Here is a 21,691-nt window from a genome sequence, read left to right on the forward strand (position 1 = left end):
CGCTCCCGCTGAGGAGCTAACCGGCGCTGCCGCACCCGGCAAGTGCCGAAATACGTGATTAACATTGCGCCGTTTTCGCTCGCGGTTACAAGGATCGCCGAGGGAACCCGCCAGTCCGGCGGGCAGGGGAACGATTTGGTGTCGGGCGCGCAGTCGTCGCCGATTTTCATCCTCTCGTTCCGATACAGGGACGAGTTGGCCGCCCTGGTCGAAAAGGGCGGATGGCAGGCCATCGCGGCGCGGCGTGCCGATGGGGTCGAGGGCCGTTGCATCGCATCCGGCGCGTCCATCGTCATCGTGGACGGCCGCGATGCCGTGGAAGAGGCGCGCGCCGCGGTCGCCTCTATCGGCGACCTTATCCTGATCCATCAGGCGATCCTGCTTGTGTTGCTGCCCGACGTTCCGGCCCAGGTCGTCGACCAGTTCTACGACGCGGGCGCCACGCACTACCTGACCAGCGCAAGCGACGACCAGATCCTCACGACCCTGCGCTTCCTGGGTCGCGCGATCGACCGCACCGAGCTCTTCAACCGAGCTGCATCGCGCCGCGCCGCCGCCGCCGAACTGACGGTCGAGACGTGGCATTGGACGCCAGGACATGTCGACGTGCAGCTGAACCCGGCGCTGGTGCGGCGATTGACGGGGCAACCGGAGACCCGCTCCGGCCTTTCGCTCCTGTCTTTGTTGGGACCGGAAGGGCGCCACGCGGCCATCGCGGCGCTGAAGCGATTGAAGCAACGCCCGGTCACGGCCTTTGCCCATTCCAATCCCGATCCGCGCTCGGGCCATCGCCGGGTGGTGCACCATCTGCGGCGTGATCCGGAGACGGGCGCGATCATCGGACAGATCGAGCATCTCGGTGGCGACCTGCGCGGGCGCGACCCTCTGACGCGCCTGGAGGACCTGCGCGCCGCCCGACAGTGGATCGACAGCAAGCTTCGCGCTCGGCGGAGGTCTCCCGTCCTCGTGCTCGTGTTGTCGCTGAGCCGGTTCGGGATGATCAACGCGGCATTCGGCCGCTCGACAGGCGACTCCCTGTTGCAGGGCGTGGCGCGCCGGCTGGACCGGATCGTCGGCGACGGCGGCACCGCGGGATCGCTGGTCGCGCGCCTGCCCGGCGCCCAGTTCCTGATCGGCTTGTCCGACGGGGCGACGCTGGACCAGGCGCGGATCCTGGCGGACCAGATCGTCGAGGCGCTGGCCCGGCCGTTCCTCTCCCAGGACCATGTGATCTCGCTGTCCTGTCGGATCGGCATATCGGCGAACGACGAGGACGGGGACGACGTCGACTCGCTGCTGCGGCGGGCGAATGTCGCGCTTGTCGACGCCAAGGAGGGGGAGGGGAGCCCCGTCCGCATCCTGCGATCGACCGAGGAGAACGAGACCGAGCGCGAGAGCCGGCTGGAAATCGACCTGCGCATCGCGCTGGACGAGGACCGCATCGACATCCTCTTCCAGCCGCAGGTGTCGGTCCTTACCGGGGAGATCATCGGTGTGGAGGCGCTCGCGCGGTGGCGGCACCCGCGCTTCGGCGAGTTGGGGGCGACGACGCTGTTCGCGGCGGCCGAGCGGTCCGACTACCTTCAGGAACTTTCGGCCCATGTGCAGCGCAAGGCGCTGACGATCGCCGCCGCCTGGCCGGAGGAGCTGCGCAGCCTGCGGGTCTCGATCAACATCACGGCCGCCGACATGGTCCGCCCGCATTTCGCGACCCAGCTTCTGGAACTGGTCGACGTGATCGGCTTTCCGCGCGACCGCCTGACGGTCGAGCTGACCGAGAGCGGGCTGATCGAGGACCTCGACATGGCGGCGGAGTTGCTGGCGCGATTGCGCGCCGGCGGGCTGCGCGCGGCGATCGACGATTTCGGGACGGGCTATTCCAGCCTGACCTATCTGAAGTCGCTGCCGTTCGATTACCTGAAGATCGACAAGAGGTTCGCTCAGGACATTGCGGGTGAAGCGCGCGACCGGATCGTGGTGCGGTCGGTAATCGACATGGCGCGCTCGCTCGGCCTCTCGGTGATCGCCGAGGGCGTGGAGAGCGAAGAGCAGCTCGACCTGCTCGCCGCGGCGGGCTGTCATATCTACCAGGGATTCCTCTGCGCGCCGCCGCTGGACAGCCACGCGCTGGAAGCCCTGGTGACACGCCGCTTCGCCCGTCCGCTGGTCGGCTAGGCAACGATCTTCGCCAGACCGCTGGACAGCTGCAGCGCGCCGTTGAGGCGGGATGCGGGATCGTTCCAGGCGCGCTGGATGACGAGCTTGTTGTCCGGGCGCAGCTTGGCGGTACCCTTCAGCCGCTGGATATAGGCGATCAGGCCCTCCGGATCGGGGAACTGGTCGTTGTGGAAGGTGACGAGAGCGCCCTTCGGCCCCGCGTCGATCTTGGCGATGCAGGCCTTGCGGCAGTTCATCTTGATGCGGATGACGGTCAGCAGATTCTGCGTCGGCTCCGGGATCGCGCCGAAGCGGTCGATGAGTTCCGCCGCGAAGCTTTCGATCCCGCCCTGATCGTCGAGCTCGTTCATGCGGCGGTAGAGACCCATGCGGAGATCGAGGTCGGGGACGTACTCCTCCGGGATCATGATCGCGCTGTCGACATTGATCTGGGGCGAGAATTTCTCCTGCGCGGGGGCCTTGTCGTGGCCGCCGGCCTTGGCCTCGACGATCGCCTCTTCCAGCATCGACTGGTAGAGCTCGAATCCGACCTCCTTGATATGGCCGGACTGCTCGTCGCCCAGGAGGTTGCCGGCACCGCGGATGTCGAGATCGTGGCTGGCCAGCTGGAAGCCGGCGCCGAGGGTGTCGAGGTTGGAGAGGACCTGCAGCCGCTTTTCCGCCGTCTCGGTGATGGTGCGGGTCGCGGGCGTGGTGAAGTAAGCGTACGCCCGCGTCTTCGACCGGCCGACGCGGCCGCGTAGCTGGTAGAGCTGGGCCAGGCCGAAGCGGTCGGCACGGTGGATGATCATCGTGTTGGCGGACGGAATGTCGAGGCCGCTTTCGACGATGGTGGTGGAGAGCAGCACCTCGTACTTCTTGTCGTAGAAGGCGCTCATCCGCTCCTCGACCTCCGTCGCGGACATCTGGCCGTGGGCGGTGACGGCGCGAACCTCCGGCACCTGATCGCGCAGGAACTGCTCGATATCGGGCAGGTCGGAGATGCGGGGGACCACGACGAAGCTCTGCCCGCCGCGATAATGTTCGCGGAGCAGCGCCTCGCGCAGGACGACCGGGTCCCAGGGCATGACGTAGGTGCGAACGGCGAGACGGTCGACCGGCGGGGTCTGGATGACCGAGAGTTCACGCAGGCCGGACATCGCCATCTGCAGGGTGCGGGGGATGGGAGTGGCGGTCAGGGTCAGCTGGTGGACATCGGTCTTCAGCGCCTTCAGCCGTTCCTTATGGGTGACGCCGAAGCGCTGTTCCTCATCGACGATGACGAGGCCGAGGTTCTTGAATTCGATGCCCTTCGCCAGGATCGCGTGGGTGCCGACGACGATATCGACGGTGCCGTCGGCGAGGCCCTCCTTGGTGGCTTTCGCTTCCGCGGCGGGGACGAGGCGGGAGAGGCGGCCGACCTTGAGCGGGAAGCCGTGGAAGCGATCGGCGAATCCCTGGTAATGCTGGCGGGCGAGGAGCGTGGTGGGAACGACGACGGCGACCTGTAGCCCGGCAAGGGCAGCGGCGAAGGCGGCGCGGAGTGCGACCTCGGTCTTACCGAAGCCGACGTCGCCGCAGACCAGCCGGTCCATCGGGCGGCCAGCGGCGAGATCCTCCATGACGTCGCCGATGGCGCGATCCTGATCCTCGGTCTCCTGATAGGGGAAACGATCCGAGAACTCGGCATAGGCGCCGGGATCGGGCTCTGCCACGGGGGCGGGGCGGAGGGCGCGCATGGCGGCGGTGGCGATGAGCTCACCCGCGATCTCGCGGATGCGCTCCTTCATCTTGGCCTTGCGATTCTGCCAGGCGACGCCGCCCAGCTTGTCGAGAGTCACGCCCTCGCCCTCATTGCCGTAGCGGGAGAGGACGTCGATGTTCTCGACCGGCACGTAGAGCTTGTCGCCACCGGAGTAGCTCAGCGCCACGCAGTCGTGCGGGTTGGTGCCGACCGGGATGGAGGTTAGCCCTTCATACCGGCCGATACCGTGATCGGCGTGGACGACGAGGTCGCCGGGGGTGAGCGTCGCCAGTTCGGCGAGGAAGGCGTCGGTGTTCTTCTTACGCTTGGCGCGGCGGACGAGGCGGTCACCGAGCATGTCCTGTTCGGTGAGAACGGCCACATCGGGTGTGGTGAAGCCATGATCGAGCGGGAGAACTGCGAGGGCGGTGATGCTCTTCGACGCCTCGCCCAGCGCCTCCTGCCAGCTTTCCGCCTGTGCCAGCTTCTTCAGGCCGTGATCCTTGAGAAGGCCGGAAAGGCGTTCGCGCGCGCCGTTGGAGTAGCTGGCGAGGATGACCTTGCGGTTGAGGCGGTGGAGCTGCTCGATATGTTCGACCACCGCGTCGTAGACGTTGACGCCCTGCGTCCGCTCCGGCGCGAAGTCGCGGGGACCGTCGGTCGCGAAGTCCAGAACGGTCTTCGATTCGGGCTCGTGGAACGGGGTGGCGAGGTGGAGGGGGCGCTCCTCGATGAGGCTCTCCCAATCGGCTGTGGTGACGTAGAGGGCCTCGGCCTTCAGCGGACGATAGCTGCCGGGATCGGCCTTTTGCGCACGCTCGCGGTTGGCATAATAGTCGGTGATCGCCTCGAACCGCGCCTCGGCGGCACCCGCACCGCCGGCATCGCGGACGATGATGTCGTCCTCTGACAAATGGTCGAACAGGGTCTCCAGCCGGTCCTCGAACAACGGGAGCCAGTGCTCCATCCCAGCAAGGCGGCGGCCGTCAGAGACGGCCTGGTAGAGCGGATCGCTTGTCGCGTTCGCGCCGAAGCGTTCGCGGTAGCGGGAGCGGAAGCGTTTGACGCTGTCTTCGTCCAGCAGCGCCTCGGAGGCCGGGAGGAGTGTGAAGCCGTCTACCCGTCCCACGGTGCGCTGGTCCGAAGAGTCGAACTGGCGGACGCTCTCGATCTCGTCGCCGAAGAAGTCGAGGCGAAGGGCCAGCTTCTCGCCGGAGGGGAAGAGGTCGAGCAGGCCGCCGCGCACGGCGTACTCGCCCGCGTCGTTGACGGTGTCGGTACGGACATAGCCGTTCGCCTGGAGCATGGCGGCGAGGCGGTCGCGGTCGATGCGCTTGCCCGCTTCGAGGCGGGCGACGAGCTGGCGGATGCGGAAGGGGGTGAGGGTGCGCTGGGTGACCGCGTTGACGGTGGTGACGAGAAGCTGCGGCCCGGTCGGCTTGTCCTGAATGGCATGGAGCGTCGCCAGCCGTTCCGACATGATCCGGAGCGAGGGGGAGGCGCGATCGTAGGGCAGGCAATCCCAGGCGGGGAAGCGCAGCACCTGTAGCTCGGGGGCGAAATAGGCGGCCGCCTCGGCGACCATGCTCATGCCCACCTCGTCCGGCGCGATGAACACGGCGCGGCCCTTCGCGGCGCGGGCGAGGTCGGCCATCAGCCAGGGGACATAACCGGGGACGACGCCCGACAAAGTGAGCGGCGCCTGCGCCTTCAGGATGCGGTGGAGATCGGTCAATGGAAACTCAGCGCGGGATGTGGATGTAGTCGAGGCGGCGCATGGCCTCCATCAATGGACCCTGCCAACGTGGGGGAACGGGCTGCGTTCCGATGGCCCAGGCCATGATGTCGACGTCCTCCTCCTCCAGCAGCGCCTCGAACCAGGCGAGCTCGTCTTCGCCCCAGCCAGCGCCGTGACGGTCGAAGAAGCCGCCGATCATGTAGTCCGCCTCCCGCGTGCCGCGATGCCACGCGCGGAAGTGGAGGCGTTTGAGGCGGTCGGAATGGGTGATCATAGTGTGTCCGTCGTGCCAGCCAGGGCCGGCATCTCTCTGCAAATATGAGGGCCGGCGATGCGGCGAGCGATGGCAGCTTTCGCTGGCGGGACGAAAGTTGGTAACGCGCTCTAGCCATGCGCCCCGAAATCCTCAATCCGCTGTTCGCCGAGGTGGAGGCGATGAAGGGCGTGGGTGCGGGGCTGGCCAAGCCGCTCGGCAAGCTGGGGCTGAACCGCGTCGTGGACGTGCTGTTCCACCTGCCGGTGACGTGGATCGACCGGCGCAAGGTCGACGTGCTCGACATGGCCGATGCCGGAGCGATCGTGGTCATCACGCTGACGGCGGTGGACTATCGGTCGTCCGCCGGGCGGGGGCCGTCCCGAATCCATGCGACCGATAAAGACGGGAACTACGTCAGCATCATCTATTTCGGCGGCAATCCGGGATGGGGGAAGAAGCTGTTCCCGCTCGGCGAGGCGCGGATCGTGTCGGGCAAACTGGAGATGTATGGGCAGGAGCTGCAGATCGTCCATCCCGACCTGGTGGTGCCGCCCGCTGAGGCGGTGGACTTGCCGGCGCGGGAGCCGGTCTATGGCCTTTCGGAAGGGCTGACCAACCGGCGCATGGGGCAGTTGGCGGCGCAGGCGATCGAGCGGGCGCCCGACCTGCCGGAATGGATCGAGCCGAGCCTGCTGGCGGCGCGGGAATGGCCGGGCTGGCGGGAGGCGCTGGCGCGGGTCCATGCCGATCCGGCGGACAAGGTGGCGCGCACACGGCTGGCTTATGACGAGGTGTTCGCGAACCAGCTGGCGCTGATGCTTGTCCGCGCCTCCTCTCGCCGGCGGCGGGGGACGCCGCTGGCGGGGAACGGGCGGCTGCGGGATGCGCTGAAGCTGCCCTATGCGCCGACCGGCGCGCAGGCCCGGACGATCCGGGAGATCGAGGGGGATCTGGCGCAGGCGACGCCGATGGTCCGCCTGCTGCAGGGCGATGTCGGGGCCGGCAAGACGCTGGTGGCGACAATGGCGATGCTGATCGCGGTGGAGGCTGGGGTGCAGGCGGCGATGCTGGCACCGACCGAACTGCTCGCGCGGCAGCACTATGAGACCTTGCAGAAGACGCTCGCCGGATTGCCGGTGACGGTCGCGCTACTGACCGGGCGGGAGAAGGGGCGGGCGCGGGAATCGACGCTGATGGGGCTGGCGGACGGATCGATCGACCTGCTGGTCGGGACCCACGCGATCTTCCAGGAGGCCGTGGCGTACAGGCGGCTCGGCCTGGCCGTGATCGACGAGCAGCATCGCTTCGGGGTGGCGGAGAGAATGCTGCTGGCGGCGAAGGCGGAACGGCCGCCGCATCTGCTGGCGATGACGGCGACGCCGATCCCCCGGACCCTGACGCTCAGCCAATATGGTGAGATGGACGTCAGTAGGCTGGACGAGATGCCGCCCGGCCGCCAGCCCATCGCCACCAGCGTGATCTCCTGCGAGCGGCTTGAGGAGGTGGTCGAGGGGCTCGGGCGCCATATCGCGGCGGGCGGGCAGGCTTATTGGGTCTGTCCGTTGGTCGAGGAGAGCGAGCAATCCGACCTGACCGCCGCCGAGGAGCGGGCGGCCAGCCTGCGCGCGCGGTTCGGCGAGACGATCGCGCTGGTCCACGGCCGGATGAAGGGGCCGGAGAAGGACGCCGTGATGCAGGCCTTTGCGGCCGGTCGCGCGCAGGTGCTGGTCGCGACCACGGTGATCGAGGTGGGGGTGGACGTGCCCAACGCCACGCTGATGGTGATCGAGGGGGCCGACCGCTTCGGCCTCGCCCAGCTCCACCAGCTGCGTGGGCGGGTCGGGCGCGGGGACAAGCCGTCGACCTGCGTGCTTCTGTGGCAGGGCTTCGGCGGCGAAGCCGGCCGGCGGATGCTGAGCGATACGTCCAAGGCGCGGCTCCTCACCATGAAGCGGTCGAACGACGGCTTCTTCATCGCGGAAGAGGATCTTCGGCTGCGCGGAGCGGGCGAGATACTCGGCACCCGGCAGTCGGGAGACGCGAAGTTCCGAATCGCTCAGCCCGAGGACGTGGCCGAACTTGTCGATGCGGCGACTGCCGACGCACGCCTGCTGGTCGATCGCGACGGCGGGCTGGAGGGTCAGCGCGGGCAAGCGGCCCGCACGGCATTGTACCTGTTCGAGCGGGACGCCGCCGTCGCCTTGCTCCGCGCCGGATGACGGCGGAAGTCGGGGCGAAAGTCACGCCAGCCGTGCGGCGATTTTTTCGTTTTCCTGCATCTCCCTGCCGCTGAGTCGGTGTCCTAACAGGCAGCGCCGGCTGTAGGACAGCGCAAAGTGAGCGGCCCGGCCTGCAACAGAACCGTAACAATTGTGTCGCGGAAGAGTCGCCCCCCTCCACTAGTGCCGCGGCCACGGCAGCGACAGATCGCGCCCTGTGGGGAACAGACACATGAAGCTCTTTTTGACGGCGGCCTCTGTCGCCGCCCTTTCCGTTTCGTTCATGGCCCATGCCGACGAGGCCGCCGTCGAGGCACCCGCGGCCGAGGCGCCCGGCGACGAGATCATCGTCACCGCGACGAAGCGCGAGACCAATCTTCAGGACACCCCGATCGCGATCTCCGTGGTCAGCACCCAAGCGATCCAGGATCGCCACATCCAGAGCCTGCTCGACTTCGCCGACGGTTCAGTCCCCGGCCTGCGCGTCGCCACCTTCGAGGCGCGCCAGTCCGCTCTCACCATCGGTATCCGCGGCATCGTGCCGCTCGACGCCAACCAGCCCGCCCGTGAGCAGGGCGTCGGCGTCTACATCGACGGCGTCTATCTCGGCCGCCAGCACGGCCTGAACGCCGCGCTGTTCGACATCGAGCGGATCGAGGTCCTGAAGGGTCCGCAGGGCACCCTGTTCGGCCGCAACACCGAGGGCGGCGCGCTGAGCCTGGTGACCAAGAAGCCGAGCGGCGAGTTGGGCTTCCGCGGCAAGGCCGGCATCGGCAATCTCGGCCAGTATACCGCCGAGGGTCACCTGGACCTGCCCGAGTTCCACAACATCAGCATCAAGGCCGACGGGGTCATCCAGCACCGCAACTCGGTGACCAAGAACCCGCTGCCGAGCGCGCGGGGCTGGGGCTATTACGACCGCAAGGGCTTCAAGCTGTCCGCCCGCTGGAAGCCGAGCGCCGACTTCACGGCCGATTATTCCTACGACTACGGCAACGACCACAACACGCCGTTTTACAGCCAGCTCTTGAACTACAACGTGCAGGGCAAGCCGGTCGGGACGACCTTCCCGCTGCCGTCCGGCACCATCGCGCCTTTGCCGCCGATCGTGGTGGTCGAGGGTGACAAGCGGATGAAGATGGCCGACATCGGCGTTCCGCAGCAGGACAGCGTCGACAAGACCTTCGGCCACACCCTGACGCTCGCCTACGACCTGTCGGACAAGGCGCAGCTCCGCTCGATCACCGCCTATCGCGAGGTCGAGGTCGAGCAGTGGGACAATGCCGGCGGCGCGCATCGCCCGCCCGTCTTCGCCCCCAACGGCAATTTCAGCCGCTACAGCCTCGCCGGCCTGTGGCAGGACCAGTTCAGCCAGGAGCTGCAGCTGGTCGGTTCGACCGACAATCTCGATTACGTCGCCGGCCTCTACTACTTCCACGAGAAGGTCAGCGACGACGCCGCGACGCCGAGCACCAACCGCTGGAACGAGGACGGCACCGGATACACCATCAACGATCCGACCAACACGATCCGCGGCAATCGCTTCACCGACCGTGCAAGCCGCGCCAAGGCGGACAGCTGGGCGGTCTACGGCCAGGCGACCTACACCCCGGCCTTGCTGGACGAGGCGCTGCACCTGACCGTCGGCGGCCGCTACACCCACGACAAGAAGAGCGGCGACCTGTTCATCGTCAACAACGCGCCGACCGACCTGAGCTTCGACTTCAAGAAGGGCCGGTTCGACCCGATGGTGACCCTGGCGTTCGACGCCGCGCAGGACATCAATCTCTACGCCAAGTTCGCGACCGGATACCGCGCCGGTGGCGCCAGCTCCCGCTCGCTCACCTACCGTTCCTTCGGACCGGAGAAGGTGAAGTCCTACGAGATCGGCGCCAAGACCGAGCTGTTCGACCGTCGCCTGCGCCTGAACCTCGCCGGCTTCATCATGGACCGCACGGGCAGCCAGATCGACTTCAGCCTGGTGACGGTGAACCCGGTGACGGGATCCAGCCGCAACACGCTTGAGACGATCAATGCGCCGGGCACCACCAAGATCCGCGGCGTCGAGGCGGAGGCGACTCTGCGGGTGGCCGAGGGCCTGACCATCAACGGTGCCTACGCCTATACCTACACCAAGATCCCCGACACGATTAACCCGTTCAGCGGCACGCTGCAGTCGGTGTACATCGTGTTCACGCCGCGCAACACGGCGTCGGGTGCCATCGACTACACGGTGCCGGTCGGCGTCGGCGACCTCCGCTTCCACCTGGACGCGAACTATGCCGATGCGACGCAGACCTTCGATCAGTTCGAGATCAAGAACGACAAGTCGTTCCTGATGAACGGCCGCATCGCCCTTGCCGACATCGACATGGGGCGCGGTGACGCGAAGCTGACCGTGGCGCTGTGGGGCCGCAACCTCCTCGACAAGGATTACGTTTATCGCCGTGATCCGTCGAACCGCGGCACGCTGGGCGACTACGGCAACTTCAACGAGCCGCGCACCTACGGCGTCGAGGCAGCGATCAGCTTCTAAGACCGAATTCGCTTCGTCAGTCGAATGGGCCCTCTCCCCACCGGAGAGGGCCCTTTTTGTGCTCACGCGGCATGTCGTCCCAGCCCGGGAATGAGCATGCCGACGCGGCGCTGATAGGCGCGGTAGCCCTCGCCGAAATGGCCGACGAGATCGCGTTCCTCGTAGCGCAGCGCGACGCGGATGTAGGCGGTCATGGCAGCGGCGAAGACGAGGTGGCCCACGGTCATTACCGGCGTCGCCCAGAAGGCGATGAGGAACCCCGTGTAGAGCGGGTGGCGGACCAGCGCATAGAGCAAAGGGAAGCGGAGCGGCCCTTCCGGCACCTGGCGGTCGCGGAGGTTGCGCCAGACCTGGGCGAGGCCGAACAGCTCGAAGTGATTGATCAGGTAGCTGCTGGCGAGCACCATCAGCCAGCCGAGGCCGGAGAGCGCCCAGAGCAGGATGGCGGCGGGCCCATCGACCCGCCAGACGGCGGTGGGGATCGGGTGCCAGAACAGGAACATGACGACCAGCATGAGGCTGGCGGCGAGGACGTAGACGCTGCGTTCGATCGGCGGGGGCACGATCCGCGTCCAGGCGGCCTTGAACGCGGGGCGGGCCATGATGCTGTGCTGGAGCCCGAAGAGTGCGACCAGCGCGATGTCGATGACGAGGGCGATGGCGGCGGGCTGAGACGGTCCGCGGTTGATGGTCTGCGGCAGGAAGGCCGCGTCGGCGACGAAGCCGATCAGGTACAGGAAGGTCGCGAAGAAGATCAGGTAAGCGGCAATGCCGAAAGCGAGATAGAAGCTGCGAGCCATGATGTGCCCCCTCCATGATGATGTCTGGCGGCGTGGTGCACGCGGATGTTTGTGCGCGCGATCTCGGCCGAACGTAATGAGCAGGACCTTGTAGAAAGCGGCGGTATCCTGGAGTCCCTTGCGATGAATACGCGGCTTCCGTCGATGAGATCGCCTTATTTGGTGGGTTCCGGTTTGTTGATCTGAACGCGTTGGTGCGTAGACGATAGGATGATCTGTGTCGGCCAAGTGTGGTTGTGCGCGGTGCTGGTGCTTCGACAGGCTCAGCAGGAACGGCGCGGGAGTGGGTGTCGAGGCTTTCGGAAGTTGGCAACGCGCTTGAACAACGACCTCCCGTGTGCTCCGGACCGGGGATGACGACACGCAGCCTTTTCGCCAGCCGCTTCTACGAGGGCGAGCTTGGCGATGCCGCCTTGCTGGCCGAACTGGAGGGGGCGGCGATCGACTTGTCGCGCGAGGATCGGGCGGGGCGCGACTGGTGCCGGGCGAATGGCTATCCGGGTTATACATCCTACGCGTCGCTGAACGACCTGCCGGCGCGCAACCCGGTGTTCGACGATCTGCGCCGCGCGCTCGACCGGCATGTCCGGCGGTTCGCGGAGGAGGCTTATCTCGACCTTCAAGGGCGCAGGCCGAAGCTCGACAGCCTGTGGGTCAACGTGATGAAGGGCGCGGGCGGGCAGCATAGCGGGCATATCCACCCGCACAGCATCATTTCCGGCACGGTCTACATCGCCGTGCCGGAGGGTTCAGCGGGGCTGAAGCTGGAGGACCCGCGCCTGCCGATGATGATGGCGGCCCCGCTCCGCCGGGAGGACGCGCCGGAGGATGCGCGGACCTTCGTCTATGCCGCGCCCCAGGCGGGCAGCGTGTTCCTGTGGGAAAGCTGGCTGCGGCATGAGGTGCCGGCCGGGCGCGCCCGGGAACAGCGGATTAGCATCAGCTTCAACTATCGCTGACGGGCGGGCGACCCTCTCCGTCATCCTGTATCAGGCCATCCGTCCGGTCCTCCATCAGATCCGGAGCGCAAAATGGATCCTGACTTTCGTCAGGATGACGGAGGGAATCCGGCCCGTCCGTTCGACTATTCTGAATGTCGGTCCGCCCCAGGGTTTTTTCGGCCATCTCCGCCTCCTTCTCCTGTGCTTCCACGAAGGCCTTGTGTTCGGCGAACCACATGTCGCGCTCGGCCGCGGTCACCTTGGCGGGGCGGGCGGGTTCTTCCGGCGGGTAGGCGGCCTCCATGATGGCGTGTTCCTCCGGCGTGAGGTCTCGGGCGTAGTCGCGGTCGCCGAAGGTCTTCCACTCCCGGCCGGACCAGCCGACCGGCTTGGGGAAGCGGGTCTGCCAGTCGTCGCGATAGCCGTCCCACCAGACCGGGTCCTCATGCTCCCACGGGTCGAGCGGAACATGGCCGACGTCCTCCTTCGGGGACTTAAGTTGCGTAAGTTGCGGCTCGGACGCGGGTTCCTCCACCTCCGGCTCGGGCGCGATGACGATCAGGCCGGCGGCCTCGGCACGTTGCCATTGCTCGCCGGTCCACTGCGCGCGGTCGGCGAGGTCGAGGTCGGTGACGTCGACCTCCTGCGGCAAGCCGGCGCCTGCCTTCAGGAAGCGGTCGGCGCGGGCCAGCGCGAGGACGGGGGCGAGATCGGGGTTCGTGTCCCCGGCGAGGCCGAGGCGCGCGCCGAGGAACAGGCGGCGCGGGCCGGCCCGGCATCCTGCCCCATGAGGTCGAGGAAGGGATCGAATTCCTGCGCGATCAGGCGGGCGGCGGCGAGCGTGCCGTGCGGATCGGGCGCGTCGGCCTGGCGATCCAGGCGGGCGAGCATGTGGAGGCCGAGGCGGTTGTCGATGCGGTGGCGGGTGATGGTGACGACCTTGTCGCCGTCGTCCTTCTCCACCGTCTCCTTCTGGCCGTGGACGGCGCGGGCGAGAAGGCTGGCGGCGATGCGTTCACGGGCATGGAGGTTCGCCGCCGCCCAGCCGAGCGCGAAGGCCGAACCGGGCGCGCGGCGGCGGAAGGTGTAGGCGGAGGTGGCGCTGAGCTCGATGACGAGGCACGCGTCATCGACGGTAACGCCGTCCGCCACGAGTTCGAGGAAGCGGCGCTGGCGATCGGGCGTCCAGCCGTCGTTGCGGTGGCGGCGGGCGGCGGCGTCTTCCGGCGCGGGGTCGGTGTTTGGTGCTGTGGTGTCGATCGGGGTGTGGGCGTTCATGGGTCTGTCCTGCCGAAATGGTTTCGCGGACCCGACCGATATGCATGAACCGGGGGTGTAGGACAGCGTTTTGTTGCGGGTTTGTTCTTGGGCGCCAGGGGTGTTGTTGGCGGGTGTGGATGATGGCGAGGATTCATTCGTCGTCCTAGCCCTCGTCAGGATGACGAGGTGGGCGGGTGGATGAGGCGTCAGGCGACCTTCACGTCGGTCTTCGCGAAGTCATCGCCTTTGAAGAGGAGGGGCAGGTCACGCTCCCTGGCGAGCGCATAGGCGAAGCTGTCACCAAGGTTCAGGGCGGCGGGGTGGAAGCCCTTGCCGTAGCGACCATAGGCTTCGGCAGCTGCGCGGGCTCGCGACTCCGTCAGGTCTACGATCGTCGGATCGACGGAAGCGATTATGTCCTGCGCCTGGATGTAGACGCCCTTACCCAACGCCACGATCAGCATCTCGGCCACCGTCGCGGCGGACATCAGGCACTCGTTGGAAGCAATGGCGGTTTCGAACCGCTCGGCATCGGGTTCATCAAGCAGGATGGCGACCAGTGCCGAAGAGTCGACGACGATCACGCGGGAAGGCCGCGCTCGTCATAGAGAAAGTCGGCGCTGTGGGCGGCGTCCACGCCCTGAAAACCGGGCGTATCCTTGGCCGCACCACGCAGCGCGCGGAGGCGGGCCAGCTTATCCTCCTTGGTCAGGCGAGGCCGTTCGGCGGCCACAAGCCGGACGGCGGGCTTGCCGTGGCGGGTCAGCACCACCTCCTCCCCCGCCTCCGCGCGGCGGACGAGTTCGGTAAGCTGGGCCTTGGCATCGGATACGGAGACTTGCATGGGCGGATTCCAGACTTTGGACCAAGAGAATAGTCCAGATTGTCCACGGAAGCAACATACGCGGTAGGCTACAGACGCGCCGACCTTCGTTGACTATAATGTAAAGGAGCTATTTGCAGGGGGTGAGGCGATGCCTGGGCGGCTTGCGGCGCGGCTATGATGGGGTGGGGGTACGGGGGAAACCGCGTTCACATTTGAACGGAGGTGCCCTTTCTCGGAGCTACTCCGAAATTCGGTCGCGGAGGTGATTACAGGGCAGGGATGCCAGTGTGTCACCCGCGAGAAAACGGGCAACATGCCCTGAGAGGCTGTAAGTCTAGCTTGATCTCCCGGTCGTCGTAGCTGATCTCATTGATAAGCCGATCAAGTGTCCACGCCCCGCTTTGTAACTTGAGACTATGAGCGTGACGGATTTTATCTACGGATGCAAAGTAGTCCCAAAATTTGAATTCTAACCCCTTCGGCGAGCGAGAGGCCAGCCACGCGCTGGGAATACTATAAGCATCCGCAATGATCAGGCCGTGCAGGGAGGAGGTGAGGATGCGCTTGCAGGATAAGAATTGATCAAGCGTGCCGTCTACGTCCTCGGTTTCTAAGTCAATAAACCTCACGCCAGGAATTTTTACCTTCTTCCAAGCTTTATCAGACCACCGAATTACGATCCCAAGCTCAAAGCTCTCCGGCTGCTCCTTCCTTGGATGGAAATCCGGAACCAAGAGGGCAGGGTCGCCATAGATGGCGGGACATTCTAGACCAGCCAATCTAATCTTGTTCCTCGTGAGAGGACCTCGCACTGCCAGAAACTCGGCTCCGGTACTGTTGGCTTTAATGTCCTTCGCGCGCTCTGTCCCAAATGAGCCAGTCCCCCACACTACAGACTGGCTTCTGACCTCGCCGAGAACAGAGCCGATCGTGAAGTAGCCGGGTTCGCCCAACGGCGAGTACACTACATCCTTCCCGGAAAGATGACGGATTAACCAAGGTGCGATCAGGTCGCCAAAATTAGGGGCGATCGTCCACCAATATGCTGGAACCCTGCCATCGAGCAATTTCATCCGTGATCCCCAAGCGCGTTGTCAGCAAGAGGGTTGTTCAACGGTGAGCGGATGGCAAGGGTCAGTTCCGCCACAGCCCTGTCTTCGACCGTTCGCTTTGCGCCTATGGTCGCTCTTGCCACTTGCGACGAGGAACAAACTGTTACATACGGCTATACCAGCTATAGCAGCCGTCTTCAAAGAATGTGCGTCTTTTCAATTGCTTAGGCGTACGGTCGTCAAGTCCGACACCCGGCACCAGTGAGTGCCGTAGAGCCTCACCCCGCCGTCACGAAACTATCCAGCACGCGCTTCCTGCCCGCCTGTTCGAAGTCGATCTCCAGCTTGTTGCCTTCGATCTCCGCAACCACGCCGTAGCCGAATTTCTGGTGGAAGACGCGTTGGCCTAGTCCCAGGTCGCCGCGCGGTTTGGCGGCGAAGCTGGCGGCGCTGGCTTTTACTTCCAATATCCGCGTCTGGTCGGTCTTGAAGTTGCCGGCGGCGGCGGCGCGTTGCCAGCCGGGGCCTCTTGTCGCGGCTCTGGTGCTTTGGGTCGCCGCCAGATGCGCGAAGGGGTCGGTGCGTTCGGACCATTGCGCGCGCCAGAGGCTTTCGCCGCCGCTCATCGTGCTTTCGGTGTCGACATGCGCCTTGGGGAGCTCGCCGACGAAGCGGCTGGGGATGGATGACATCCACTGGCCGTAGATGCGGCGATTGGCCGCGTGGAAGATCACGCAGCGGCGACGCGCGCGGGTGATCGCGACATAGGCGAGACGCCGCTCCTCCTCCAGGCTGGCGGTACCGCCTTCGTCCAGCGCGCGTTGCGAGGGGAAGACGCCTTCTTCCCAGCCGGCGAGGAAGACGGTGTCGAACTCCAGCCCCTTGGCGGCGTGGATGGTCATGATGGTGACCTTCGCCTCATCGGCATTGGCGTCGTTGTCCATGACGAGGGAGACGTGTTCGAGGAAGGCGCCGAGCGTCTCGTATTCCTCCATCGCGCGGACGAGTTCGGTGAGGTTTTCGAGGCGGCCGGCGGCTTCCGCCGTGCGCTCGGCCTGGAGGGCGGCGGTGTAGCCGCTTTCGTCGAGGATCTGGCGGGCGAGATCGGGATGGGCGGTGTTGTTGGCGAGATCGCGCCAGCGGGCGAAATCGCGGACGAGGTTGCCGAGGCTCTTGCGGGCGGCGCCGGTCAACTCGTCGGTGTCGAGGATGAGGGCGGCGGCGGTGGTCAGCGGCACGTCGCGCGCGCGGGCGAGGGCGTGGACGCGCGCGACGGCCTTGTCGCCGAGGCCGCGCTTGGGGACGTTGATGATGCGTTCGAAGGCGAGGTCGTCGGCGGGCTGGACGACGGTGCGGAGATAGGCGAGCGCGTCGCGGATCTCGGCGCGTTCGTAGAAGCGGAAGCCGCCGACGATGCGGTAGGGCATGCCGATCGCGATGAAGCGGTCCTCGAACTCGCGGGTCTGGTGCTGGGCGCGGACGAGGATGGCGCAGTCCGCCGCCGATCCGCCGGCGCGCTCATGCGCCTCGATCTCCTCCCCGACGCGGCGCGCCTCCTCCGGCCCGTCCCAGACGCCGACGACCTGGACCTTCTCGCCCTCGCTATGGTCGGTCCAGAGCGTCTTGCCGAGGCGGCCGCCATTATTGGCGATGACGCCGGATGCGGCGGCGAGGATGTGGGGGGTGGAGCGGTAGTTCTGCTCCAGCTTGATGACCTTGGCACCGGGGAAGTCGCGTTCGAAGCGGAGGATGTTCTCCACCTGCGCGCCGCGCCAGGAATAGATCGACTGGTCGTCGTCGCCGACGCAGGCGATGTTCTTGTGTTCTTGCGCAAGCAGGCGGAGCCAGAGGTACTGGCTGCTGTTGGTATCCTGATACTCGTCCACCATGATGTAGCGGAAGCGTTGCTGGTAGTGGGCCAGCACCTCACGATCCTTCTTCAGGATGGTCAGCATGTGGAGGAGGAGGTCGCCGAAATCGCAGGCGTTCACCGCGCGGAGGCGATCCTGATACTGCTGGTAGAGTTCGCCGCCGCGACCGTTGGCGTAGAGCTCGCTCTCGCCTGCGTCGATGTCGGCGGGGACAAGGCCCTTGTTCTTCCACTTGTCGATCAGGCCGGCGAGCTGGCGGGCGGGCCAGCGTTTCTCCTCGATCTCGGCGGCGATGATGAGCTGCTTGAGCAGGCGGAGCTGGTCGTCGGTGTCGAGAATGGTGAAGTTCGACTGCAGGCCGACCAGCTCGGCATGGCGACGGAGCATCTTGGCTGCGATCGAGTGGAAGGTGCCGAGCCAGGGCATCCCCTCGACAGCATCACCGATCATGCGGCCGACCCGCTCCCGCATCTCCCGCGCGGCCTTGTTGGTGAAGGTGACGCAGAGGATCTCCGACGGCCAGGCCCGGCGCGTGCCGACGAGATGGGCGAGGCGGGCGGTGAGCGCGGCCGTCTTGCCGGTGCCGGCGCCGGCGAGAACGAGGACGGGGCCCTCGGTGGTGAGCACAGCCTCCCGCTGGGGCGGATTCAGGCCCTGGAGGTAGAAGGGATCGGCGGGGGAGGGGGCAAGCTCGGTCACGGGTGAACAGTTAGGGAACGCAGGCGTGGCGGGCAACATGCCCGTTCGTTCACGCCGGCGACTTGCCGCTGCAACGGATCGCGCCTAATTGCGCAGTCAGGAGGTCCGCAAGAGGCCCCGACAAACGGCTGGAGAGGTTTTCCGGCCCTGTAGCGTGTACCAATGTCACTGCAGGAGTGAATCATGATGAACCTTCGTAAAGCTGCCTTCGCAGCAACGGCGGCCCTGTGCCTGCCGTCCGCCGCCTTTGCGTCCGCCGAGGCGGTGCAGCCGGTCAACCTCCGCGTCGAGACCGGCGACCTCGATCTCGCCAGCACGACGGGGAAGGCCCGCCTTGAACTGCGCACGCATAACGCGATCGCGCGGGCCTGCGCACCGCGCAACCAGAGCTATGCGGAGCGCGAGGATGCGCAGCGTTGCCGGGCGGAGATGCGGACGAATGCGGACGCGAAGCTGGCGGCGCTGACCGGCGGCTCTGCGTCGCAGATGGCGACCGTCGAGTAACGTAAAGAGGCGCGGGGAGGGTGCTCCCCGCGCCTTTGCCTTGCTGCCGCCCGGGCTTACCAGGCGTAGAGGGCGAAATCGCTGTCGCGAAGGTCTTCGGGAGTGGGGCGGCGATCGACGCACCCGCCTTCTTCTCTCTGCGTCGACGCCGGCGCCATCGCGGCAGGAACGATCGTGCCGGCGGTCATCAGCGCGAGCCGCGCGTCGCCGGTCGCGACATGAGACAGATTGTCCAGCAAGCTCATATCCTCACCCCTTCCCACACAAGATTCTTGTGTCCCGCGTAACCCGCATCGGGGCGGCCGGTTTCATGGTTAACGAAATATTTCCGGGGTGAGGCGTGGCTGAATAGCGGTCAGTCGTGGAAAACCGGGTTTTCGTGGCAGCATGGGGCGGGTGTCGAACCCGCCCCCGAATGTGCCGGGCCGGCTTACTTGCCGCCGCGATTGGTGCACTTGTCCTTCACGGTCTTGGAGCATTTCGGATAGCTCTGCGGGTCCGTGGAAGGTGCGGCGGTGGTCGTGCTGTCGCCGGCGGGCGGCGCGGCGGAAGCGGGCGGCGGCGGGGTCATGGCGCCGGTGTCGTTCGTGGTGGCGGGCGGCGGCGTGTTGGTCGGCGCGGCGGTGCCGCCGGGCGTCGGCGTGCTCATGTCGCCGGTAGCGGGATCGGTGCTCATCGGCGAGGTCGGGCCGACGCCGGGCGCGGCGGGATCGACGGTCTGGGCGATGGCGGTGCCGCTCAGCGCCAGAACGGCGGCGGTGATCAGGAATTTCTTCATGCTGACTCTCCTGCTTTGGGGAATTCTCGATGCCCCTGGCGGGCAGAGAACCCCCGTGGCGGGATTCGGGTCCATGTTGCGGGCGCGGGTGCAGTGGTTGAGGGGCCGCCGTCATGCTGATGAAAGTCAGCATCCATCTGCGCTACACTTGGGATGGAGTGCGGAATGGATCCTGACTTTCGTCAGGATGACGTGTGGGGAGTCAGGGTGACGGGCAGCACCAGGTGGCTCTAAGAACCCAGGTTCAGCAGCCCGGCGCCCAGCAGCAACAGCAGCTTTACGTCCATCGCGGCCCCTTCGGCGCGCTTGACCGCGATGAAGTTCGCGACTTCGGGGAGGGGGATGCGGTGGACGCGGATGTCTTCGCCTTCGACGCCGCCGCCGTCATGGACCTTGGTGAGGCCGTGGGCGCGGACCAGCGTGAAAGTTTCCGACACCATGCCTGGCGAGCTGGCGAAGTCGCCGAGGATCTCGATCCGCTCCGGCCGGTAGCCGGTCTCCTCCTCCAGCTCGCGCGCCGCGGCCGCCTCGATCGCCTCGCCCGCGCTCTCGTCACCGACGAGGCCGGCGGGGAGTTCGAGGCACTGGGCCCTCAGGGGCACGCGATATTGCTCGACCAGGAGGACATGGCCTTCGTGGACGGCGAGGATCACGGCCGCGCGGATGCTGCGCGTGCGGCCGACATATTCCCATTTCCCCTCGGTCTTCGCGACGATGTACTTGCCCTGCCAGCGGATTTCGACCGCATCCCCGCTCATAGTTCGATGACCCTGTCGCAAAGCTCGTTGGTGTCATCGGCCGATCGGGAGAAATGGGAGGCGAGGATGGCGCCGATCCGCTGGACCGCCGCCGCCATGCCGTCGCCGGGCCGCCGGTCCTTCACGTCGGCGATCAGCGCGGCCATCGCCTCGCCCCAGGCCTCGGGTGCGACCCTGGAGGCGATCGCCTCGTCCGCGACGATCTCGGCGCGGTGCTCGGCCATGGAGAGGTAGAGGAGCACGCCGGTGCGGGCGCGCGTCTTGTTGTGCGCGCCGACCATGAACAGGTCGACGGCGCGGCGGCGCACCCGGCGCGACTTGGTGACGCCGGGGGTGAGCGCCATGCGCAAAGGCGTCCAGGCGAGGATCGCACGGACGACGAGGAACGTGAGGGCGAGAAGCAGGAGGGCAATGGCGAACATCTCGGCAGGGGGAACCTGTTCGGTCCAGTTCGCGAAGAGACGGTGGTGCAGCCACAAGGCGACCTCGGGCCAGACCGACAGCACCGCCAGCACCAGCAGCATGACACCGACCGCCCAGTGCAGCGCGACGTCGTGATAGCTGTCGGACTGGCGGGCGACGATGGTGACGATCTCGCCATCGGTCTCCGCCTCGGCCGCAGCGACGGCTGCGGTAACCTTGGCGTGATCCTCAGGGGTTAGAGTCAGCATGCTACCAGCTCCCCGACGAACCGCCGCCGCCGAAATCGCCACCGCCGCCGCCGGTGAACCCGCCGCCGCCCCAGCCGCCGTCCGAGCCGCCGGAGCCACCGCCCCAGCTGCCGAAGCCGCCGCCACCGCTGTTGCGGCTGGCGTGATGGGCGATCTCGTTGCCGATGGTCCAGAGCACGATCGGCCAGGCGCTGCCGTCATAGCTTTTGGTGCGCTTGCCCCAGGGGCCGGCGCGGGGGCGGCGGCGGAGGGCGGAGATGGCGATCACGCCGAAGAGGATGGCGAAGAAGATGACGCCGATCGCGTCGCCGCCGTCGATGGATGACCCGCGGGCGCGCCGGTGGGTGCGGTCGAACTCGGCGGCGGCGGCGTCCACCTTGGCGCGGGCCTGCTCGTCGGGAAGGCTGAGCGTCTGGGCGAGTTCGTCCACGCCGGCCGCGATGCCGCCGGGGATGTCGCCCGCCTTGAAGCGGGGGGTGATGACGGTGTTGATGACGACGCTGGTATAGGCGTCGGTCAGGATCGGTTCGAGGCCGCGGCCGACCTCCACGCGCAGCTTGCGATCGTTCGGCGCGACGATCAGGATCGCGCCGTTGTCCGCCTCCTTCAGGCCGACGCCCCAGGCGCGGCCGAGACGGTAGCCGTAATCGGCGATGTCATAGCCGCCGAGATCGGGGATGGTGGCGACGACGAGCTGGTTCTTCGACTGCTGCTGCAGCGCCTGCAGCCTGGCGTTGAGCGCCGCTTCCTGATCGTCGGGGATGACGTTGGCGGCGTCCACCACGAGTCCGGCGAACGGGGGGAAGACCGGCTCCGCCGCCGCCGGGAAGGCGACGGCGAGCAGGATCAGGGCGAGCAGGCGGGCGGCGTGGTGCCGCATG

At 66.7% G+C, this 21,691-nt stretch carries 19 protein-coding genes; 5 read left to right on the plus strand and 14 right to left on the minus strand.

Features of this window, described 5'->3' with window-relative positions; translation table 11 throughout:
* Nucleotides 1–42: 42 nt before the first annotated feature.
* Nucleotides 43–2,175, plus strand: a complete 2,133-nt coding sequence (locus ACM608_RS07820; protein WP_419682663.1) for a putative bifunctional diguanylate cyclase/phosphodiesterase — start codon at nt 43–45, stop codon at nt 2,173–2,175.
* Here the strand turns inward: ACM608_RS07820 and mfd are convergent.
* Nucleotides 2,172–5,636: a transcription-repair coupling factor gene (mfd, locus tag ACM608_RS07825; protein ID WP_419682664.1), complete on the minus strand. Its 3,465-nt coding sequence runs from the start codon at nt 5,634–5,636 to the stop codon at nt 2,172–2,174. The two genes, ACM608_RS07820 and mfd, sit on opposite strands and share 4 nt — an antisense overlap.
* Before the next feature lie 7 nt (nt 5,637–5,643).
* On the minus strand, nt 5,644–5,913 hold the full coding sequence (locus tag ACM608_RS07830) for a succinate dehydrogenase assembly factor 2 (RefSeq protein WP_419682665.1): 270 nt from the start codon (nt 5,911–5,913) through the stop codon (nt 5,644–5,646).
* Nucleotides 5,914–6,029: 116 nt separating this feature from the next.
* On the opposite strand from ACM608_RS07830, the gene recG reads away from it, so the two are divergent.
* Together recG and ACM608_RS07840 are read left to right on the plus strand one after the other, a co-directional pair.
* Nucleotides 6,030–8,114 (plus strand): ATP-dependent DNA helicase RecG, encoded by a 2,085-nt coding sequence (gene recG, locus ACM608_RS07835; protein WP_419682666.1) that lies wholly within the window; start codon nt 6,030–6,032, stop codon nt 8,112–8,114.
* Between the two features lie 232 nt (nt 8,115–8,346).
* A complete protein-coding gene (locus tag ACM608_RS07840) occupies nt 8,347–10,650 on the plus strand; it encodes a TonB-dependent receptor (RefSeq protein WP_419682667.1) in 2,304 nt (767 codons plus the stop codon).
* Nucleotides 10,651–10,712: 62 nt separating this feature from the next.
* Here the strand turns inward: ACM608_RS07840 and mddA are convergent, their stop codons facing one another.
* Complete coding sequence (gene mddA, locus ACM608_RS07845) at nt 10,713–11,450, minus strand: methanethiol S-methyltransferase (protein WP_419682668.1); 738 nt, start codon at nt 11,448–11,450, stop codon at nt 10,713–10,715.
* Nucleotides 11,451–11,803: 353 nt separating this feature from the next.
* Here mddA and ACM608_RS07850 point away from each other — a divergent pair, with 353 nt between their 5' ends.
* Entirely contained in the window at nt 11,804–12,409 is a 606-nt protein-coding gene (locus ACM608_RS07850; RefSeq protein WP_419682669.1) for a TIGR02466 family protein, read from the plus strand.
* Here the strand turns inward: ACM608_RS07850 and ACM608_RS07855 are convergent.
* From ACM608_RS07855 to ACM608_RS07880, 6 genes are all read right to left on the minus strand, one after another.
* Nucleotides 12,396–13,043 carry a hypothetical protein gene (locus ACM608_RS07855; protein ID WP_419682670.1) on the minus strand — a complete coding sequence of 216 codons (648 nt, stop codon included), beginning with the start codon at nt 13,041–13,043 and terminating at the stop codon, nt 12,396–12,398. The two genes, ACM608_RS07850 and ACM608_RS07855, sit on opposite strands and share 14 nt — an antisense overlap.
* A gap of 14 nt (nt 13,044–13,057) precedes the next feature.
* Nucleotides 13,058–13,669: a hypothetical protein gene (locus ACM608_RS07860; RefSeq protein WP_419682671.1), complete on the minus strand. Its 612-nt coding sequence runs from the start codon at nt 13,667–13,669 to the stop codon at nt 13,058–13,060.
* A 188-nt stretch (nt 13,670–13,857) separates the two neighbouring features.
* Nucleotides 13,858–14,235 (minus strand): type II toxin-antitoxin system VapC family toxin, encoded by a 378-nt coding sequence (locus ACM608_RS07865; RefSeq protein ID WP_419682672.1) that lies wholly within the window; start codon nt 14,233–14,235, stop codon nt 13,858–13,860.
* Nucleotides 14,232–14,495, minus strand: coding sequence for a type II toxin-antitoxin system Phd/YefM family antitoxin (locus ACM608_RS07870; protein WP_419682673.1), 264 nt, complete (start codon nt 14,493–14,495; stop codon nt 14,232–14,234). The genes ACM608_RS07865 and ACM608_RS07870 overlap by 4 nt, the downstream gene beginning before the upstream one ends.
* Before the next feature lie 272 nt (nt 14,496–14,767).
* Nucleotides 14,768–15,550, minus strand: coding sequence for a polysaccharide pyruvyl transferase family protein (locus ACM608_RS07875; protein ID WP_419682674.1), 783 nt, complete (start codon nt 15,548–15,550; stop codon nt 14,768–14,770).
* Nucleotides 15,551–15,807: 257 nt separating this feature from the next.
* A complete protein-coding gene (locus ACM608_RS07880) occupies nt 15,808–18,138 on the minus strand; it encodes an ATP-dependent helicase (RefSeq protein ID WP_419682675.1) in 2,331 nt (776 codons plus the stop codon).
* Between the two features lie 147 nt (nt 18,139–18,285).
* Here ACM608_RS07880 and ACM608_RS07885 point away from each other — a divergent pair, with 147 nt between their 5' ends.
* Nucleotides 18,286–18,603: a UrcA family protein gene (locus ACM608_RS07885; protein ID WP_419682676.1), complete on the plus strand. Its 318-nt coding sequence runs from the start codon at nt 18,286–18,288 to the stop codon at nt 18,601–18,603.
* Between the two features lie 56 nt (nt 18,604–18,659).
* Here ACM608_RS07885 and ACM608_RS07890 read toward each other — a convergent pair whose 3' ends face one another.
* From ACM608_RS07890 to ACM608_RS07910, 5 genes are all read right to left on the minus strand, one after another.
* Complete coding sequence (locus ACM608_RS07890) at nt 18,660–18,848, minus strand: hypothetical protein (protein ID WP_419682677.1); 189 nt, start codon at nt 18,846–18,848, stop codon at nt 18,660–18,662.
* A 185-nt stretch (nt 18,849–19,033) separates the two neighbouring features.
* On the minus strand, nt 19,034–19,381 hold the full coding sequence (locus ACM608_RS07895) for a hypothetical protein (RefSeq protein WP_419682678.1): 348 nt from the start codon (nt 19,379–19,381) through the stop codon (nt 19,034–19,036).
* A 230-nt stretch (nt 19,382–19,611) separates the two neighbouring features.
* Nucleotides 19,612–20,139: an NUDIX hydrolase gene (locus ACM608_RS07900; protein WP_419682679.1), complete on the minus strand. Its 528-nt coding sequence runs from the start codon at nt 20,137–20,139 to the stop codon at nt 19,612–19,614.
* Entirely contained in the window at nt 20,136–20,810 is a 675-nt protein-coding gene (locus ACM608_RS07905; protein ID WP_419682680.1) for a TPM domain-containing protein, read from the minus strand. Before ACM608_RS07905 ends, ACM608_RS07900 begins: the two co-directional genes overlap by 4 nt.
* Before the next feature lies 1 nt (nt 20,811).
* Nucleotides 20,812–21,690, minus strand: coding sequence for a TPM domain-containing protein (locus tag ACM608_RS07910; RefSeq protein ID WP_419682681.1), 879 nt, complete (start codon nt 21,688–21,690; stop codon nt 20,812–20,814).
* Between the last annotated feature and the right edge of the window lies 1 nt (nt 21,691).

Origin of the sequence: Sphingomonas sp. ID0503, from assembly GCF_048565625.1 — a bacterium.
GTDB lineage: Bacteria > Pseudomonadota > Alphaproteobacteria > Sphingomonadales > Sphingomonadaceae > JBLZUR01.

Excerpts from the sequence above, each read along its gene's own strand:
- ACM608_RS07830 (WP_419682665.1), bottom strand. The coding sequence starts at position 5,913 with ATGATCACCCATTCCGACCGCCTCAAACGCCTCCACTTCCGCGCGTGG.
- recG (WP_419682666.1), top strand. The coding sequence starts at position 6,030 with ATGCGCCCCGAAATCCTCAATCCGCTGTTCGCCGAGGTGGAGGCGATG.
- ACM608_RS07840 (WP_419682667.1), top strand. The coding sequence starts at position 8,347 with ATGAAGCTCTTTTTGACGGCGGCCTCTGTCGCCGCCCTTTCCGTTTCG.
- mddA (WP_419682668.1), bottom strand. The coding sequence starts at position 11,450 with ATGGCTCGCAGCTTCTATCTCGCTTTCGGCATTGCCGCTTACCTGATC.
- ACM608_RS07850 (WP_419682669.1), top strand. The coding sequence starts at position 11,804 with ATGACGACACGCAGCCTTTTCGCCAGCCGCTTCTACGAGGGCGAGCTT.
- ACM608_RS07860 (WP_419682671.1), bottom strand. The coding sequence starts at position 13,669 with ATGAACGCCCACACCCCGATCGACACCACAGCACCAAACACCGACCCC.
- ACM608_RS07870 (WP_419682673.1), bottom strand. The coding sequence starts at position 14,495 with ATGCAAGTCTCCGTATCCGATGCCAAGGCCCAGCTTACCGAACTCGTC.
- ACM608_RS07875 (WP_419682674.1), bottom strand. The coding sequence starts at position 15,550 with ATGAAATTGCTCGATGGCAGGGTTCCAGCATATTGGTGGACGATCGCC.
- ACM608_RS07880 (WP_419682675.1), bottom strand. The coding sequence starts at position 18,138 with ATGTTGCCCGCCACGCCTGCGTTCCCTAACTGTTCACCCGTGACCGAG.
- ACM608_RS07885 (WP_419682676.1), top strand. The coding sequence starts at position 18,286 with ATGAACCTTCGTAAAGCTGCCTTCGCAGCAACGGCGGCCCTGTGCCTG.
- ACM608_RS07890 (WP_419682677.1), bottom strand. The coding sequence starts at position 18,848 with ATGAGCTTGCTGGACAATCTGTCTCATGTCGCGACCGGCGACGCGCGG.
- ACM608_RS07895 (WP_419682678.1), bottom strand. The coding sequence starts at position 19,381 with ATGAAGAAATTCCTGATCACCGCCGCCGTTCTGGCGCTGAGCGGCACC.
- ACM608_RS07900 (WP_419682679.1), bottom strand. The coding sequence starts at position 20,139 with ATGAGCGGGGATGCGGTCGAAATCCGCTGGCAGGGCAAGTACATCGTC.
- ACM608_RS07905 (WP_419682680.1), bottom strand. The coding sequence starts at position 20,810 with ATGCTGACTCTAACCCCTGAGGATCACGCCAAGGTTACCGCAGCCGTC.
- ACM608_RS07910 (WP_419682681.1), bottom strand. The coding sequence starts at position 21,690 with ATGCGGCACCACGCCGCCCGCCTGCTCGCCCTGATCCTGCTCGCCGTC.